We start from the raw sequence: 17,299 nt of genomic DNA, 5'->3' as shown, positions 1-17,299 counted from the left end.
CCGGCGCGGTCTGTCGGTCTTCTGTCACAAGCCGGGCCGCGCGGTGCGAGTGTGCATCTTACGCGCGTGGCGCTGCGCTGTCGAAGTGCGGTGCCGCGCCACGCGTCTACCCCCGCGGGTGATCCCCGGGCCATGCCCGCCACCGGTGTCCGGGAGTCCGGAAAACCCCTTAGCTTCTGCTAAAATTGCGGTTTTCCCGCCGACAGGCTCACGCCCGCCCGCGTCCAAGCTCACGTCCAAGACCGCCCGAATGTCCGCCCTAGCCCATCCCGCAACGAGTCCCTTTGCTTCCCAGCCCGCCAAGCTGATGGCCGATGCCATCCGCGTGCTTGCCATGGACGCCGTCCAGCAGGCCAATTCCGGCCACCCCGGTGCGCCGATGGGCATGGCGGATATCGCCGTGGCGCTGTGGGGCCGGCACCTGAAGCACAACCCGGCCAACCCGCAGTGGGCCGACCGCGACCGCTTCGTGCTGTCGAACGGCCACGGCTCGATGCTGATCTACGCGCTGCTGCACCTGAGCGGCTATGACCTGCCGGTCGAAGAACTGCGGAATTTCCGCCAGCTGCACAGCAAGACCGCCGGCCACCCGGAATATGGCATCACCCCGGGCGTTGAGACCACCACCGGTCCGCTCGGCCAGGGCATTACCAATGCGGTCGGCATGGCGCTGGCCGAACGCCTGCTGGGCGAAGAATTCAACCGCCCCGGTTTCGATATCGTCAACCACCACACCTACGTTTTCCTGGGTGATGGCTGCCTGATGGAAGGCATCTCGCACGAGGCCTGCTCGCTGGCCGGCACGCTGAAGCTGAACAAGCTGATCGCGCTGTGGGACGACAACGGCATCTCGATCGATGGCGACGTCGTGCACTGGTTCAACGACGACACCCCGAAGCGCTTCGAAGCCTATGGCTGGAACGTGATCCGCGGCATCGACGGCCATGACGTCACCGCCGTCGACCTGGCGATCTCGCAGGCGAAGGCCAGCGACAAGCCGACCCTGATCTGCTGCCGCACCAAGATCGGCAAGGGCGCGCCTAACAAGGAAGGCGGCCACGACGTGCACGGTGCGCCGCTGGGCGGCGCCGAAGTGCTGGCCACCCGCGAGGCGCTGGGCTGGGCCCACGCCCCGTTCGAAGTGCCGGGCGACGTCTATGACGCCTGGGACGCCAAGGCCAACGGCCAGGCCCTGGAGCGTGCCTGGACCGCGCTGTTCGATGCGTATGCCGAGCGCCACCCGTATGAAGCCGGCGAATTCACACGCCGCATGAAGGGCGAACTGCCGGGCTCGTTCGATGCCGCCGTGGAAGCCTTCATCGCCAAGTGCGAGGAAAAGGCCGAGACCATCGCCACCCGCAAGGCCAGCCAGAACACCATCGAGGCCTTCGGCCCGGTGCTGCCCGAGTTCCTCGGCGGCTCGGCCGACCTGACGGGCTCGAACCTCACCAACTGGTCCGGCAGCAAGGCCGTGCGCGTGGACGCCTGGGGCAACCACATCAACTACGGCGTGCGCGAGTTCGGCATGAGCGCCATCATGAACGGCATCACGCTGCATGGCGGCTACATCCCCTACGGCGCGACCTTCCTGACCTTCTCGGACTACAGCCGCAATGCGCTGCGCATGGCGGCGCTGATGAAGATCCGCTCGCTGTTCGTGTTCACCCATGACTCGATCGGCCTGGGCGAAGACGGCCCGACGCACCAGTCGATCGAGCACGTTGCCAGCCTGCGCCTGATCCCCAACATGGACGTCTGGCGTACCGCCGACACCACCGAGACCGCTGTGGCCTGGGCCGAGGCGATCCGCCGCGAGAACGGCCCGAGCTGCCTGATCTTCAGCCGCCAGAACCTGCCGTTCCAGCAACGCGATGACGCCACCCGCGCCAATATTGCGCGCGGCGGCTACGTGCTGCGCGACAGCGTCAATGCAGAGACCGGCCGTCCGGACGCCGTGATCATGGCAAGCGGCTCGGAAGTGGGCCTGGCCGTTGGCGCCGCAGACGCACTGGCTGCGGAAGGCGTGCATGTGCGCGTGGTCTCGGTCCCGGCGACCACCGTGTTCGACAAGCAGGACACCGCCTACAAGGCCAGCGTGCTGCCGGCCGGCGTGCCGCGTGTGGCGGTCGAGGCGGGCGTGACGGACTTCTGGTGGAAGTACCAGGTCCAAGCGGTAGTGGGCATCGACACCTTCGGCGAATCGGCTCCGGCCGGCGTGCTGTTCAAGCACTTCGGCTTCACCGTCGACAACGTCGTGCGTACGGTGAAAGACACCCTTATCTAAGCATCCGGGTGCTGGAGCCGCGCGGTGCGCCGCGCGGCAGCAGCGGCGCCCACCGGTTTTCATCGATCCTCAGGAGAGACAGTCATGACCATCAAGATCGGCATCAACGGCTTCGGCCGCATCGGACGCATGGTGTTCCGCGCCGCCGCCGCCAACTTCAAGGACATCGAAGTCGTTGCCATCAACGACCTGCTCGAGCCCGACTACCTGGCCTACATGCTGAAGTACGACTCGGTGCACGGCCGTTTTGACGGCGAAGTGTCGGTCGACGGCAACACCCTGGTCGTCAACGGCAAGAAGATCCGCCTGACCGCGGTCAAGGACCCGGCCGAGCTGAAGTGGGGCGAAGTCGGCGCCGACGTGGTGATCGAGTCGACCGGCATCTTCCTGACCAAGGAAGGCGCGCAGAAGCACATCGACGCGGGCGCCAAGAAGGTGATCATGTCGGCTCCGTCGAAGGACGACACCCCGATGTTCGTGTACGGCGTGAACCACGAGACGTACAAGGGCGAAGCGATCATCTCGAACGCCAGCTGCACCACGAACTGCCTGGCCCCGGTGGCCAAGGTGCTGAACGACAAGTGGGGCATCAAGCGCGGCCTGATGACCACGGTGCACGCTGCCACCGCCACGCAGAAGACCGTTGACGGCCCGTCCAACAAGGACTGGCGCGGCGGCCGCGGCATCCTGGAAAACATCATCCCGTCGTCGACCGGCGCCGCCAAGGCCGTGGGCGTGGTGATCCCGCAGCTGAACAAGAAGCTGACCGGCATGTCGTTCCGCGTGCCGACCTCCGATGTGTCGGTGGTCGACCTGACCGTCGAGCTGGAAAAGTCCGCTTCGTACGAAGAAATCTGTGCCGAGATGAAGGCCCAGAGCCAAGGCGCCCTGAAGGGCGTGCTGGGCTACACCGAAGACAAGGTTGTTGCCACGGACTTCCGCGGCGATGCACGCACCTCGATCTTCGACGCCGAAGCCGGCATCGCGCTGGACGGCACCTTCATCAAGGTCGTGAGCTGGTACGACAACGAGTGGGGCTACTCGAACAAGTGCCTGGAAATGGCACGCGTGGTGGCCAAGTAATCCGGCTGTCCTTGCGGAAAAAAAACGCGCCTTCGGGCGCGTTTTTCGTTGGGTGCTGCGGCAGTTCAGCCGGCCTGGCGCGGCGCCAGCGGGCGCGCGTCGACCGCGGCGCCGTCCACCAGGAAGTGGCCGCCAGCGACATGGTGGATGGTGCGCAGCGCGTCATGGCCCTCGAAATGCCAGCGCCCGTTGCTGAACACGCGCGAATCCGCATGCGCGGCGACCACTTCACCGAGGAACAGGTCATAGGTCTGCTGCGTCGCCGGCTCGGGCAGGAGCCTGCATTCGAGCCAGGCCGCGCAGCCTTCCAGCAGCGGCGCGCCGATGACGGTGCCGGCAAAGGTGCCCAGCCCGTAGGCATCGAACTTGTCGGTCCCTTCCTGCTCCAGCAGGGCCAGGCCGGAACTGGAGCCAAGCGCCTCGGTCAGGTCGACCTGGCTGACGGTGGGCACCTGCAGCACGAATTCGCCGCTTTCTTCCAGCAGGCGCCGGGTCCAGGTGCTCTTGTCGAGCACCACTGCAACCTTGGGCGGTGCGAAATCCAGCGGCATGGCCCACGCGGCGGCCATGATATTGCGCTTGCCGCCGGCGGCCGCGCTGATCAGCACGGTCGGGCCGTGGTTGAGCAGGCGGTAGGCCTTGGGCAGTTCGACGGGAAGGCGGGAATGGTCGGTTTGGGAGTCAGGCATGATGGCGGACGCGTCCGCGCCCTGGGAAAAGAATGACAAAAATGGGATGGCGACTGCCAATATACGCCGAGCCACGTCGGCCTGCCGCTAGCCAGAAATTGGGCGTATATGAGACCAACTTCATAAAAACGCCACTATTTTTCGGAAATATGACAAGCTCCGGCGTTCCAGAAATGCCGAATTTGCTTTCCGAGCTTGTTTTTTCCTCTTACACTACCAAGACGCCGTTGAACTCTGATGTGCAGCCAGTGCAAGTGGTGGGGCCATCTTTGCTAAGAAAAATCTGACCTGGGCCTGATCATGGTGAACGTAGACACAAAGCTTTTAGTGATCTTCACCGAGCTGCTGAGTAAGCGAAACGCCACTTACGTCGCGGAGAAGATGCATATGACCGCGCCGGCAGTGTCGCATTCGCTGGGCCGGTTGCGCGAGATTTTTGACGATCCTCTCTTTATCCGCGTTCCGCACGGCCTGACGCCCACCCCCCGCGCGCTGGAGTTGGGGCCCAAGATCCGCGACATGCTGGACCTGTGGTCGTCGATCAACGAAGGCGACGCCGACAATTTCGATCCCGCGGTAGCCACCGGCACGCTGAGCATCGGCTTTGCCGCAGAGCTGGGCGACACGGTGTTCAACCGCTTCGTGCTGCGTATCAAGCAGCTGGCGCCGGACCTGCATATCAAGCTGGTCGAGTCCCATTCCTGGGAAGCCGACGTGGCCTCGATGCGCGCCAACGAGCTGGACCTGGCATTCTCCCCGTTCCCGACCCGGCACCCGGAAATCGTCGAGGAAATGGTGACATCGCTGAACCTCTGGGTGTGCGCGCGCAAGAACCACCCGGTGCTGAAGAACCACTGCACGCTGGAGCAATACCTGGACTGCGGCCATATCTTCATGGCGCATTCCGGCGGCGCGGGCCGTCCGGCGCCGTCGCTGATCCCGCTCGACTACGCGCTGCAGCAGCGCGGCCTCAAGCGCAATGCGACGCTGACGGTGCATTCGTGGCGGGCCCAGGCCGAGATGGCCGCGCAGACCGACATGATCTTCACTGTCAATGCCCTGACCAAGGACATGGCCTGCGAAACCTACGGCCTGAAGGCGTTCCCGCTGCCGGCTGAACTCAACACCACGGTCGGTTTGAACATGTTCTGGCACCGCAGCCGCAACACTCATCCGATGCTGGTATGGGCGCGCAACCTGTTCCGACAGGTGGTGGCCGAATTCGTAGGCCTGCCGGCATCGCGCCCCTCGCGCGTGGTCGCCGAAGAAGACCTGCAAGCGCTGCGCGAGCGCTGATCCCGGCGCGCACCGATAAAAAAAACCGGCGCCCGGCGCCGGTTTTTGTTTTTGCCAGATGCGCTACGCGGTGCGTGCGCCGGCTTATCGTTTGGGTCTGTGGGGACAGTTCGTTTTAGTGCAGTTGCCGTACAGCGACAGTGCGTGTTCCTGCAGGGTAAAGCCGCGCTCACGCGCAATGCTTTGCTGGCGTTGCTCGATTTCGGAATCGAAGAATTCTTCGACGCGACCGCAATCGAGGCACACCAGGTGGTCGTGGTGCTTGCCTTCGTTGAGTTCGAAAATGGCCTTGCCGGATTCAAAGTTGTTGCGCGACAGCAGGCCTGCCTGTTCGAACTGGGTCAGCACGCGGTAGACGGTTGCAAGGCCGATATCCATATGCTCGTTCAGCAGGATACGGTAGACGTCTTCCGCGCTCAGGTGGCGCTGTTCGCTGGTCTGAAAAATTTCAAGAATCTTTAGCCTGGGCACCGTCGCCTTCAGGCCGATATTCTTGAGGTCCGCCGGACTCGGCATGGGCGTGACTCCCTAGAGTACAATGTCTGGATAGTTGAATCATAAGGGTTTTGACAGCAAAAGTCGCCCGCGGTGCCATGTCCCATGTGGGCAACGCGCCTCAGGCATTTGCGGTCGGTCCCATGTGGTTGCCGCGGCAGGCGCCCCGTGCGCATGTGTTGTAACCGGCTCTTGCAGCGCTTGCTGCGCCGGTCTTCCGCGGTGCTTTCCGTACTTTCCCTTTCCCTCCCGGAAGCGAGATACATGCGTTATATCCGTTCGTCCGCCATGCGCCCGACGCTGGTTGTTTCCCTGCTGGCCGCGGCACTGCTGGCCGGCGCCTGCTCGGCCTACGATTCCACCTCGCGCAAGGTAGCCAACGCCATCACGCCGTACCGGATCAACATCGTGCAGGGCAACTTCGTGTCCCGCGAGGCCGCTTCGCAGCTGCGCGAAGGCATGACGCGCGAGCAGGTCAAATTCCTGCTCGGCACGCCGCTGCTGACCGACGTGTTCCACGCCAACCGCTGGGACTACGTGTTCTCGTTCCGCCGCGGCAACACCCCGGTGGTGCAGCAGCGCCGATATACGGTCTTTTTTGATGGCGACCGCCTGGTCAAGTTTGGCGGCGATGAACTGCCGTCCGAATACGAGCTGATCGCCGAGATTGACGGCATGAAGAAGGCGCTGAAGGACCAGACCCCGGGCAAGATATCGACCAGCAGCACGGCCGCTGCCCAGGCTGAGCCGCAGACCACTGTGGAAAATTTCGTGCCGCGCCAGGCGACCGAGCCGGCCGCCGCGCCGGCGGCGACGCCCGCGCCCGCAGCCGCCGCGGCCCCCGTGACCGAAGCGCCGCCGGCCGCAGCCCCGTCCCAGGCCACCGCGCCCGCCGACGCCTCCAAATCGAACTGAGCCGCCGTCCGCGGCTTGCCATCTGTTCCGGGCCGGTCAGTCATGACCGGCCCATTCACTTTTCGCGTATTGCGCAAATTCCACTGAGCCAGACACCATGAACATCGCCATCGCAGGCGCATCCGGCCGCATGGGCCGCATGCTGATCGAACAAGTGCTGAACACCGAGGGCGTGAAGCTGTCTGGCGCGCTAGATCTGCCGGGCTCGCCGGCGCTGGGCCAGGATGCGGGCCTGTTCCTAGGCCGCACTACCGGCGTGGCGATCACGGCGGACCTGGAAGTCGGACTGGCTGGCGCGGACTGCCTGATCGATTTCACCCGCCCGGAAGGCACGCTGGCTCACCTGGCCGCGGCGAAGAAGCTGGGCGTCAAGATGGTGGTCGGCACCACCGGCTTCGACGATGCCGGCAAGGCCGCGCTGGCCGAGGCCGCCAAGTCCATCGGCATCGTCTTTGCCGCCAACTTCAGCGTTGGCGTCAATGCCACCTTCAAGCTGCTGGAAGTGGCGGCCAGGCTGCTGTCGACCGGCTATGACATCGAGGTGATCGAGGCCCATCACCGCTTCAAGGTGGACGCACCGTCGGGCACCGCGCTGAAGATGGGGGAAGTGATCGCCGATGCGCTCGGCCGCGACCTGAAGACCTGCGCCGTCTATGCCCGCGAAGGCCATACGGGCGAGCGCGATCCCAATTCGATCGGCTTTGCCACCATCCGCGGCGGCGACATCGTCGGCGACCACACCGTGATGTTTGCCGGCATCGGCGAGCGCATCGAGATCAGCCACAAGTCGTCCAGCCGCCAGTCCTATGCTGACGGTGCCGTGCGTTCGGCCCGTTTCCTGGCTGGCAAGCCAAACGGCCTGTTCGACATGCAGGATGTGCTGGGCCTGAAGTAAGGCGCCCCGGGGCGGCCAGGGCTGGCGCCACGGTTATAATCGATTGCTTTAGCATTGCTCGCCGGACGGGCGCCCAGACTGGCGCCCGCCGCCTACATTCCAACGCTTCCGCGGCTGCCGGCAGGCCAGTTGCCGCGCAGACGCTGCCCTGATCGTTGCCCTGACAGCTGTCCCGACCATGCAAGACAAATACCTTCCTTCCGCCGTTGAACAAGCCGCCCAGCAGCACTGGCAAGCCATCGACGCCTACCGCGTGTCGGAGCATGCAGCGGGCCCCGACGGCAAGGAAAAGCCCAAGTTCTACGCCTGCTCGATGCTGCCGTACCCGTCGGGCAAGCTGCACATGGGCCACGTGCGCAACTACACCATCAACGATGTGATGGCGCGCTACCTGCGCATGAACGGCAACAACGTGCTGATGCCGATGGGCTGGGACGCCTTCGGCATGCCGGCGGAAAACGCGGCGCTGAACAACGGCGTGGCGCCGGCCGCCTGGACCTACGACAACATCGCTTACATGAAGAAGCAGATGCAGTCGATGGGCCTGGCGATCGACTGGTCGCGCGAGGTCGCCACCTGCAGCCCGGACTACTACCGCTGGAACCAGTGGCTGTTCCTGAAGATGCTGGAAAAGGGCATCGCCTATCGCAAGACCGGCACCGTCAACTGGGATCCGGTTGACCAGACCGTGCTGGCCAACGAGCAGGTCATCGACGGCCGCGGCTGGCGCTCTGGCGCCGTGGTGGAAAAGCGCGAGATCCCGATGTATTACCTGCGCATCACCGAGTATGCGGAGGAATTGCTGGGCGACCTGGACGGCCTGGGCTGGCCCGAGCGCGTCAAGGTGATGCAGCAGAACTGGATCGGCAAGAGCGTGGGCGTGCGCTTCGCCTTCACCCATGACATCCCGGGCGAAGACGGCAAGCCGATCAACGACGGCAAGCTCTACGTCTTCACCACGCGCGCCGACACCATCATGGGCGTGACCTTCTGCGCGGTCGCCGCCGAGCACCCGCTGGCCACGCACGCCGCGCTGAACAATCCCGAGCTGGCTGCCTTCATCGACGAATGCAAGCACGGCTCGGTCATGGAAGCCGACATGGCGACCATGGAGAAGAAGGGCATGCCGACCGGCCTGCAGGTCGTGCACCCGCTGACTGGCGAGAAGGTCGACGTGTGGGTCGGCAACTACGTGCTGATGAGCTACGGCGACGGCGCCGTGATGGGCGTGCCCGCGCATGACGAGCGCGACTTCGCCTTCGCCAACAAGTACAAGCTGCCGATCAAGCAGGTGATCGACGTGAAGGGCCAGCCGTATTCGACCGAAGCCTGGCAGGAATGGTACGGCGACAAGGAAAATGGCACCTGCATCCACAGCGGCAAGTATGACGGCCTGGGCTATCAGGCCGCGGTGGAAGCGATCGCCGCCGACCTGGGCGCGATGGGCCTGGGCGAGACGAAGACCACCTGGCGCCTGCGCGACTGGGGCATCTCGCGCCAGCGCTACTGGGGTACGCCGATTCCGCTGATCCACTGCGACAGCTGCGGCGTGGTGCCGGTGCCTGAACAGGACCTGCCGGTGGTGCTTCCGGAAGACCTGGTGCCGGACGGTACCGGCAACCCGCTGGCCAAGGATCCGCGTTTCCTGCAATGCACCTGCCCGTCCTGCGGCAAGCCCGCGCGCCGCGAGACCGACACGATGGATACCTTCATCGATTCGTGCTGGTACTACATGCGCTATACCTGCCCGGACGCGGCCACCATGGTCGATGCCCGCAACGACTACTGGATGCCGATGGACCAGTACATCGGCGGCATCGAGCACGCGATCCTGCACCTGCTGTACGCGCGCTTCTGGACCAAGGTCATGCGCGACCTGGGCCTGGTCAAGTTCGACGAACCCTTCACCAACCTGCTGACGCAGGGCATGGTGCTGAACGAGACCTTCTATCGCGAAGACGTCTCGGGCAAGAAGCACTGGTACAACCCGGCCGACGTGGACGTGCAGACCGACGAGCGCGGCCGCCCGGTGGGCGCCACGCTGAAGGCCGACGGCCAGCCGGTGGTGATCGGCGGCATCGAGAAGATGTCGAAGTCCAAGAACAACGGCATCGACCCGCAGGCGCTGATTGACCAGTACGGCGCCGATACCGCGCGCCTGTTCGTGATGTTCGCCGCGCCGCCCGAGCAGCAGCTGGAGTGGAGCGGCTCGGGCGTGGAGGGCGCGTCGCGCTTCCTGCGCCGTGTGTGGAACTATGGCTATGCCAACGCCGCCGCGCTGCGCGATGGCGCCGGCAGTGCCATCACGGCCGATGATGCCGGGCTGCGCCGGGAGATCCATGGCGTGCTCAAGCAAGCCAACTACGACTACCAGCGCATCCAGTACAACACCGTGGTTTCGGCCACGATGAAGATGCTGAACGCGCTGGAAGACGCCAAGACCGCTTCGCCGGCCGCGCGCCGCGAGTGTTTCGGCATCCTGCTGCGTGTGCTCTACCCGGTGGTGCCGCACATCACCCACGGCCTGTGGGACCAGCTGGGCTTCGCCGCCGAATCCGGCGACCTGCTCGACGCGCCGTGGCCGCAGGTCGATGAAGCCGCGCTGGTGCGCAGCGAGATCGAGCTGGTGCTGCAGATCAACGGCAAGGTGCGCGGCAGCATCACGGTGCCGGCCAGCGCCGACCGCGCCGCGATCGAGGCGGCCGCCGCCGGCTGCGAGACCGTGGCCAAGTTTGCCGAAGGCAAGGCGCCCAAGAAGATCGTGGTGGTGCCGGGCCGGCTGGTGAACGTGGTGCTGTAACGGGTCAGCGGCCCGGAACCTGACTGAGGAATCGCCAAGAATGAAGCGACTGAACATGGGCCGCCGCAAGGTGCTCGCGGCGATGCTGGCGGTGCCGGCAACGGGCCTGCTGGCCGGCTGCGGCTTCCATCTGCGCGGCAATTCGGACTTCGCGTTCAAGCGGCTCTATATCGGGATTCCGCCCAACTCGCTGATGGGCGCGGACCTGCGCCGCGCGATCCGCGGCGGCTCCGACACCCAGGTGGTGGCCGACCAGAAAGAGGCCGATGCGCTGCTGGACGTGCTGCAGGACACCCGCACCAAGTCCATCCTGTCGATCACGACCGAGGGCGTGGTGCGCGAATACCGCCTGACGCAGCGCTTCACCTTCCGCCTGCGCGATGCCGCCGGCAAGGAACTGATCGCGCCATCGCAGCTGGTGCTGACGCGCGACCTGACCTACAACGAAGCCAACACGCTGGCCAAGGACTATGAAGAGCAGCAGCTGTACCGCGATATGCAGCGCGATATCGTGCAGCAGCTGATGCGCCGGCTGGCCGCGGTCAAGGCCATCTGAGCGGGGCAGAGTTACGGCATGCAACTCAAGCTCGACGGGCTCGACGCGCACCTGAAGCAGGCGAAGGCCAAGGGCCTGGCGCCGCTGTACGTGGTGCACGGCGACGAGCACCTGCTGGTGCTGGAGGCGGTGGACCGCCTGCGCGCCGCGGCGCGCGAAGCGGGGTTCTCCGAGCGCGAGGTGCTGGTGGCCGAGCGCGGCTTCCACTGGGGCCAACTGGTCGAGGCGCAGCAGTCGATGTCGCTGTTCGGCGACCGCAAGATCGTCGAGCTGCGCATCCCTTCGGGCAAGCCTGGCAAGGACGGCGGCGAGGCGCTGCGCGCGGTGGCGGCGCAACCGTCTCCGGACGTGCTGCTGCTGGTGACGCTGCCGCGGCTGGATTTCGCCACTTCCAAGTCGGCGTGGTTCCAGGCGCTGGAAGGCGCCGGCGTGTCGATCAAGGTCGACACGGTGGACCGCACCCGGCTGCCGGCCTGGGTCGGCGAGCGGCTGGCGCTGCAGCAGCAGCGCGTCGAGGGTGGCGAGCCTGGCCGGCGCGCGCTGCAGTTTGTCGCCGACAAGGTCGAGGGCAACCTGCTGGCGGCGCACCAGGAAATCCAGAAGCTGGGTTTGCTGTACCCGCCGGGCGAACTGAGCTTCGACCAGGTTCACGACGCGGTGCTGAACGTGGCCCGCTATGACGTTTTCAAGCTGTCCGAGGCGATGCTGTCGGGCGACGTGCCGCGCCTGGTGCGCATGCTCGAAGGGCTGCGCGGCGAGGGCGAGGCCACGGTGCTGGTGCTGTGGGCGCTGACCGAGGAAATTCGCGTATTATCCAAGGTCCGGCAAGGCCTTGCGGCCGGCAAGCCGGCGGGCGTGCTGATGCGCGAACTGCGCGTGTGGGGCCCGCGCGAGCGGCTGGTGCCGCAGGCCGCGCAACGGCTGCAGCTGCCACGGCTGGAAGCGGCGCTGGCGCTGGCGGCGCGGCTGGACCGCCAGGTCAAGGGCCTGCAGGACCTGCCCCCACCGGGCAGCGCGCCATTGCCGGCGGAGCCGTGGGATGGCTTGCAGCAGCTGGCGCTGTTGGTTGCGCGCTGAAGCTCCTTTCCCCAAGGTTTGCTCCCCTCTCCCGCTTGCGGGAGAGGGGCCGGGGGAGAGGGCAGGCGGTGGGTCGGGCGATATCGCCACGAGATGCTCCAGCCCTCTCCCCCAACCCCTCTCCCGCGCGCGGGAGAGGGGAGGAACACACACACTGACGGCCTTCCCCCGGCCACTGACATGAACGAGCTCGACCTCAACCAATACATGGACCGCGTCGGCCGCCAGGCCCGCGCGGCGTCGCGCGCGATGGCGCGTGCCTCCACGGCGGACAAGAACCAGGCGCTGCTGACCATTGCCGCCGCCATCCGCCGCGATGCCGAGAAGCTCAAGGCCGTCAACGCGCGCGACGTGGAGCGTGCCCGCGCCAACGGCCAGGACGCCGCCTTCGTTGACCGCCTGACGCTGTCGGACAAGGCCATCGCCACCATGGCCGCCGGCCTGGAGCAGATCGCCGCGCTGGCCGATCCGATCGGCGAGATCTCGAACATGAAGTTCCGCCCGACCGGCATCCAGGTCGGCCAGATGCGCGTGCCGCTGGGCGTGATCGGCATCATCTATGAGTCGCGCCCCAACGTGACCATCGATGCCGCGGCGCTGTGCCTGAAGTCGGGCAACGCCACCATCCTGCGAGGTGGGTCTGAAGCGATTGAATCCAACACCGCGCTGGCTGCGCTGGTGGCCGAGGGCCTGGCCGCCGCCGGCCTGCCGCCAGAGGCCGTGCAGGTGGTCGAGACCACCGACCGCGCCGCGGTCGGCCGCCTGATCACCATGACCGAATTCGTCGACGTGATCGTGCCGCGCGGCGGCAAGAGCCTGATCGCGCGCCTGATGGAAGAAGCGCGCGTGCCGATGATCAAGCACCTGGACGGCATCTGCCACGTCTACATCGATGCCGCCGCCGACCTGGACAAGGCTGTGCGCGTCTGCGACAACGCCAAGACCCAGCGCTACGCGCCGTGCAACACCATGGAAACGCTGCTGGTGTCGCGGGACATCGCCGCCGCCGCGCTGCCGCCGCTGTGCCGCATCTACCAGGAGAAGGGCGTGGAACTGCGCGTCTGCCCGGCAACCCGCGCCATGCTGGAGGCCGCCGGTTTCAGCGGGCTGGTCGATGCCGCCGAGGAAGACTGGCGCCTGGAATATCTGGCCCCGATCCTCGCCATCAAGACCGTCGCCGGGCTGGATGACGCCATCGCGCACATCAATGAATACGGCTCGCACCATACCGATTCGATCATCACCGAGGACTATTCGGCGGGCATGCGCTTTATCCGCGAGGTCGATTCGGCCAGCGTGATGATCAACGCCTCGACCCGCTTCGCCGACGGCTTCGAATACGGCCTGGGCGCGGAGATCGGCATTTCCAACGACAAGCTGCACGCGCGCGGCCCGGTCGGGCTGGAAGGGCTGACCTCGCTCAAGTACGTGGTCTTCGGGCACGGCGAGATCCGGACCTGACACCGGCCCGCCAACAACAATAACAACCGCAAGCCAACGTCTGTCCGCCGATGCTCTGGGTCAAAGCGCTGCATATCGTCTTCGTCGTTTCGTGGTTCGCCGGCCTGTTCTACCTGCCGCGCATCTTCGTCAACCTGGCGATGGAGACCGACGCCGCCAGCACCGAGCGGCTGCTGCTGATGGCGCGCAAGCTGTTCCGCTTCATGACCATGCTGGCGGTGCCGGCGGTGGTATTCGGACTGTGGCTGTACTTGGGCTACGGCATCGGCCGCGGCGCGGGGCAGGGCTGGATGCATGCCAAGCTGGCGCTGGTGCTGGTGCTGATCGGCTACCACCACGGCTGCGGGGTGCTGCTGCGCAAGTTCGAAGGCGGGCGCAATACGCGCTCGCACAAGTTTTATCGCTGGTTCAACGAACTGCCGGTGCTGGTGCTGCTGGCGGTGGTGATCCTGGTGGTCGTCAAGCCGTTCTGAGCCGGGCGCCCGTTCCACAAATTGCGAGATCGAGATGAGCAAGCTGGTTGACTACTACCTGACGCCGCAGTCGCCGTTCGTCTACCTGGGCCATGCCCGCTTCACCGCCATGGCCCAGCGCCACGACGTGCAGGTGAACCTGAAGCCGTGCGACATGGGCAAGGTATTCTCCGTCTCCGGCGGACTGCCGCTGGCGCAGCGCCCGCCGCAGCGACAGGCTTACCGCCTGGTCGAGCTCAAGCGCTGGAGCGCGTTCCTGAACCTGCCGCTGGACCTGGAGCCAACCTACTTCCCGGTCTCCGGCGACGCGGCCAGCAAGCTGATCATCGCGGCGCAGCTGGCGCACGGCACCGCGCGCGCGATGCAGCTGACCGGCGCGATCGGCGCGGCGGTGTGGGCGCAGCAGCGCAATATCGCCGATGTGGCCACGCTCGCCCAGATTGCCGGCGATGCCGGCCTGGATGGCGATGGCCTGCTCAAGGCCAGCGAGGCCCAGTCGGTACAGGCGGCCTACGCGCAGAACACGCAGGATGCGATCTCCGCAGGCGTGTTCGGCGCGCCGTGGTATGTGTTTGACGGCCAGTCCTTCTGGGGCCAGGACCGGCTCGAATTCCTCGACCGCGCGCTCGCCGCCGCTTGAACTAAGCTATCGGATACCTCCCGTCCGCTACGGCGGACGTTTTTGTTTGCAGGAAACCTGACCCATGACCCAAGCCTTCTTTGCCCCTTGCCCGCGCGGCCTGGAGAGCGCACTCGCCGAAGAACTGCGCGAGATCGCCGCCCGGCCGGGCATGGCCGCGCTGGCGCCGTTCACGGTGCACCAGGAGGTGCCGGGCGGGGTCAACTTCGCCGGCGAGATGGCCGCCGCCTATGCGGTCAACCTGCATTCGCGCATCGCCAGCCGCGTGCTGCTGCGCGTGGCCGCGCGCGGCTACCGGCACGAGGACGACATCTATAACCTGGCGCGCGGCGTGCGCTGGGAGCAATGGTTCTCGCCGGACGAGTCGCTGCGCGTCGATATCACCGCGCACAAGTCGCCGCTGCGCAGCCTGAATTTCACCGCGCTGCGGGTCAAGGACGGGGTTTGCGATGCCATGCGCGAGCGCCTGGGCGCGCGCCCGAGTGTCGATACTGTCAGCCCCGATGTGCGCGTCTATGCTCACCTGACCGAGCGCGACTGCACGCTGTACCTGGACACCACCGGCGAGCCCCTGTTCAAGCGCGGCTGGCGCACCGAGAAGGGCGAGGCGCCGCTCAAGGAAAACCTGGCCGCCGGCATCCTGCGCCTGGCGGGCTGGGTGCCGGGGCAGACTTTCCGGCCGTTCTACGACCCGATGTGCGGCAGCGGGACGTTCCTGATCGAGGCCGCCCAGGTGGCGCTGGACATTGCCCCGGGCGGCAGCCGCAGCTTTGCCTTCGAATGGCTCAAGGGCGTTGACCGAAAGGTGTGGCAGAAGCTCAAGGACGACGCCCAGCGTGCGCGCATGCTGGCCTCGGCGGATGAACTGCAGGTGGTGGGGTCGGACATCTCGACCGACATGCTGGCCATCACGCAGGCCAACTGGCAGCGCGCCGGCCTGCCGGGCGAGGCGCGCACCAAGCAGGTCGATGCGCGCTTCGTGCAGCCGCCCTACGACGAGCCGGGCCTGCTGCTGATGAACCCGCCGTACGGCGAACGCATCGCGGTGCGCGGACAGCGCCGGATGCCGGGGGAAGAAATGCCGCGCGACGAGGTGGAGGAGGCAGCCGCGAACCAGTTCGCCAATGCCTTTGCCACGACGCTCAAGCAGAATTTCGCGGGCTGGCAGGCGTGGGTCTTTACCGGCGATCTTGGCTTTCCGCGCCGGCTGCGGCTGAAGGAATCGCGCCGCACGCCGCTCTACAACGGCAATATTGAATGCCGGCTGTTCCGTTTCGACATGGTGCGCGGCACCAACCGGGCGCCGCAGGCGGACTGAACGCCTTCCTGATTCCGGCAGGCCCGGCCGGGGTCAGGGGCGCTTGCGCCCCGTCAGGGCCTCGGGATTGCGGGAAAAATCGGCCAGGAATCCCTGCAGGCTGACCACCGGCTCCTGCAGCAGGTGGCGCGGCAGGTCGAACAGGGCGTAGAAGAACTCTTCGTTGCCTTCGCAGCGCTCGGCCGGCAGGCAGTATTGTTCCCAGTCGATGCAGGCGGGCGTGTACATGCCGTTGCCCGGCCAGAAGAACGGTATCAGGCGGCCCTCGCGCAGTCCTTCGATCAGCGCGGCGGGAGCGTCGTAGGCTTCGGCGGATTCGACCTGGCTCATCAGGCCGGCGCGGGTCTCGATCACCATCAGCGTGGCGTGGCCTTGCGCAGTCAACAGCAGGATGCCGGCCGGGTTGGGGTAGAGGTAATACTCGACAAAGCCGTAGCGCGCCGTGAGCTGGCGCACCCGCTCGGTCATGGCCGGATCGGACAGGAACGAAAATGAATGCCGCGTCAGTAGCTCGCGCAGCGTGCGCGACAGCGTGGCGAAGTACGCCTGCTGCATGGCCTCGATTTCCTGGTCCAGCCGCTCCACCATATTGCTGTCGTGCTTCTTTACGTAACGGTCGATCAGCCCGTGGTTGAAGCCCTGAACGGCGATGCTTTCGTCGGCGGTGCCGGTCAGCAGGATGGTCTTGCACGGCAGGTCCTGCAGTGCCTGGCAGAACTCCAGCCCGTCCATCTGCGGCATCGAGTAGTCCACCACGATCACGCCCGGCTGCAGGAAGCGGTTGATATCGTGGATCTGGCGGTAGATCCGGTCGATATCGAGCTGGACGGTGCGGCGCTCGGTCAGGAAGGTCAGGTCGTCATGCGTGACCCGCACCGGCAGGAAGCCGGGGAAGCGGGTGGCATAGGCGTCGCGGATCCATTGCAGCGCTTCACGCGGGTCGGTGAAGGTGATGACCGCGCGCGAAGCATCCATCTGGAACGCCAGGCTGTCGATGAACGATTTGCTGTCGTCGACGAGGACGGTCAGGACCGGGTGATGGAAGACCGACAGGTTCCGGTCATGCGGGTTGAAGGTCATGATGCGTTGGCGTCGGGGCCGGCGGGCAGGGTTCGGCGCATTCGGCAAGCCGGCGTGCGCATTCGCAGGCCAGTATAGCGCGCCGTGGCTGCCTTGCAAGGCACGGCGCCGCAGGCGCCCGGGAAGCCCCGGCCGCCTGCGGGCATGGCAGTCTCAGTCGACCGCCTTGAACATGTCCTCGACCACCTTCTTGGCGTCGCCGAACACCATCATGGTCTTGTCCATGTAGAACAGCTC

General features: G+C 66.0%; 16 protein-coding genes. 12 read left to right on the top strand and 4 right to left on the bottom strand.

What is annotated here, in order from left to right; all coding sequences use genetic code 11:
• The first annotated feature begins 250 nt into the window (after positions 1-250).
• Both tkt and gap read left to right on the top strand, forming a co-directional pair.
• Positions 251-2,284 carry a transketolase gene (gene tkt, locus J8I82_RS32470; RefSeq protein WP_209763723.1) on the top strand — a complete coding sequence of 678 codons (2,034 nt, stop codon included), beginning with the start codon at positions 251-253 and terminating at the stop codon, positions 2,282-2,284.
• Positions 2,285-2,368: 84 nt separating this feature from the next.
• On the top strand, positions 2,369-3,367 hold the full coding sequence (gap, locus tag J8I82_RS32465) for a type I glyceraldehyde-3-phosphate dehydrogenase (protein ID WP_011298986.1): 999 nt from the start codon (positions 2,369-2,371) through the stop codon (positions 3,365-3,367).
• A gap of 65 nt (positions 3,368-3,432) precedes the next feature.
• Here the strand turns inward: gap and J8I82_RS32460 are convergent, their stop codons facing one another.
• Positions 3,433-4,056, bottom strand: coding sequence for a flavin reductase family protein (locus J8I82_RS32460; protein WP_209763722.1), 624 nt, complete (start codon positions 4,054-4,056; stop codon positions 3,433-3,435).
• 300 nt (positions 4,057-4,356) lie between these two features.
• On the opposite strand from J8I82_RS32460, the gene J8I82_RS32455 reads away from it, so the two are divergent.
• Complete coding sequence (locus tag J8I82_RS32455; protein ID WP_209763721.1) at positions 4,357-5,352, top strand: LysR family transcriptional regulator; 996 nt, start codon at positions 4,357-4,359, stop codon at positions 5,350-5,352.
• 84 nt (positions 5,353-5,436) lie between these two features.
• Here J8I82_RS32455 and fur read toward each other — a convergent pair whose 3' ends face one another.
• Positions 5,437-5,868: a ferric iron uptake transcriptional regulator gene (fur, locus tag J8I82_RS32450; protein WP_012353845.1), complete on the bottom strand. Its 432-nt coding sequence runs from the start codon at positions 5,866-5,868 to the stop codon at positions 5,437-5,439.
• A gap of 243 nt (positions 5,869-6,111) precedes the next feature.
• Here fur and J8I82_RS32445 point away from each other — a divergent pair, with 243 nt between their 5' ends.
• From J8I82_RS32445 to J8I82_RS32405, 9 genes are all read left to right on the top strand, one after another.
• Positions 6,112-6,762 carry an outer membrane protein assembly factor BamE gene (locus tag J8I82_RS32445; RefSeq protein WP_209763720.1) on the top strand — a complete coding sequence of 217 codons (651 nt, stop codon included), beginning with the start codon at positions 6,112-6,114 and terminating at the stop codon, positions 6,760-6,762.
• A gap of 97 nt (positions 6,763-6,859) precedes the next feature.
• Positions 6,860-7,657, top strand: a complete 798-nt coding sequence (dapB, locus tag J8I82_RS32440; RefSeq protein WP_209763719.1) for a 4-hydroxy-tetrahydrodipicolinate reductase — start codon at positions 6,860-6,862, stop codon at positions 7,655-7,657.
• Positions 7,658-7,835: 178 nt separating this feature from the next.
• On the top strand, positions 7,836-10,457 hold the full coding sequence (leuS, locus tag J8I82_RS32435) for a leucine--tRNA ligase (RefSeq protein ID WP_209763718.1): 2,622 nt from the start codon (positions 7,836-7,838) through the stop codon (positions 10,455-10,457).
• Between the two features lie 40 nt (positions 10,458-10,497).
• Positions 10,498-11,013 (top strand): LPS-assembly lipoprotein LptE, encoded by a 516-nt coding sequence (locus tag J8I82_RS32430; RefSeq protein WP_029047839.1) that lies wholly within the window; start codon positions 10,498-10,500, stop codon positions 11,011-11,013.
• A gap of 18 nt (positions 11,014-11,031) precedes the next feature.
• Entirely contained in the window at positions 11,032-12,090 is a 1,059-nt protein-coding gene (gene holA, locus J8I82_RS32425) for a DNA polymerase III subunit delta (protein WP_209763716.1), read from the top strand.
• Positions 12,091-12,270: 180 nt separating this feature from the next.
• Positions 12,271-13,551 carry a glutamate-5-semialdehyde dehydrogenase gene (locus tag J8I82_RS32420; protein WP_209763715.1) on the top strand — a complete coding sequence of 427 codons (1,281 nt, stop codon included), beginning with the start codon at positions 12,271-12,273 and terminating at the stop codon, positions 13,549-13,551.
• A gap of 50 nt (positions 13,552-13,601) precedes the next feature.
• Positions 13,602-14,024, top strand: coding sequence for a CopD family protein (locus J8I82_RS32415; protein ID WP_209763713.1), 423 nt, complete (start codon positions 13,602-13,604; stop codon positions 14,022-14,024).
• Positions 14,025-14,058: 34 nt separating this feature from the next.
• A complete protein-coding gene (locus J8I82_RS32410; RefSeq protein ID WP_209763711.1) occupies positions 14,059-14,664 on the top strand; it encodes a 2-hydroxychromene-2-carboxylate isomerase in 606 nt (201 codons plus the stop codon).
• Positions 14,665-14,728: 64 nt separating this feature from the next.
• The gene (locus tag J8I82_RS32405; protein WP_209763709.1) at positions 14,729-15,982 is read left to right on the top strand and encodes a THUMP domain-containing class I SAM-dependent RNA methyltransferase; all 1,254 of its coding nucleotides are present in this window, start codon (positions 14,729-14,731) and stop codon (positions 15,980-15,982) included.
• 33 nt (positions 15,983-16,015) lie between these two features.
• Here the strand turns inward: J8I82_RS32405 and J8I82_RS32400 are convergent, their stop codons facing one another.
• Positions 16,016-17,062 carry a response regulator gene (locus J8I82_RS32400; RefSeq protein WP_209763707.1) on the bottom strand — a complete coding sequence of 349 codons (1,047 nt, stop codon included), beginning with the start codon at positions 17,060-17,062 and terminating at the stop codon, positions 16,016-16,018.
• A gap of 153 nt (positions 17,063-17,215) precedes the next feature.
• A partial coding sequence (locus J8I82_RS32395) for an NAD(P)(+) transhydrogenase (Re/Si-specific) subunit beta (RefSeq protein ID WP_209763800.1) occupies positions 17,216-17,299 on the bottom strand: 84 nt, incomplete at its 5' end.

The sequence above is a fragment of the Cupriavidus consociatus genome (assembly GCF_017814975.1).
Classification (GTDB): domain Bacteria; phylum Pseudomonadota; class Gammaproteobacteria; order Burkholderiales; family Burkholderiaceae; genus Cupriavidus; species Cupriavidus consociatus.
The sequence above is the reverse complement of the archived record's forward strand: the minus strand, read 5'-3'. Positions and strand labels throughout refer to the sequence as shown.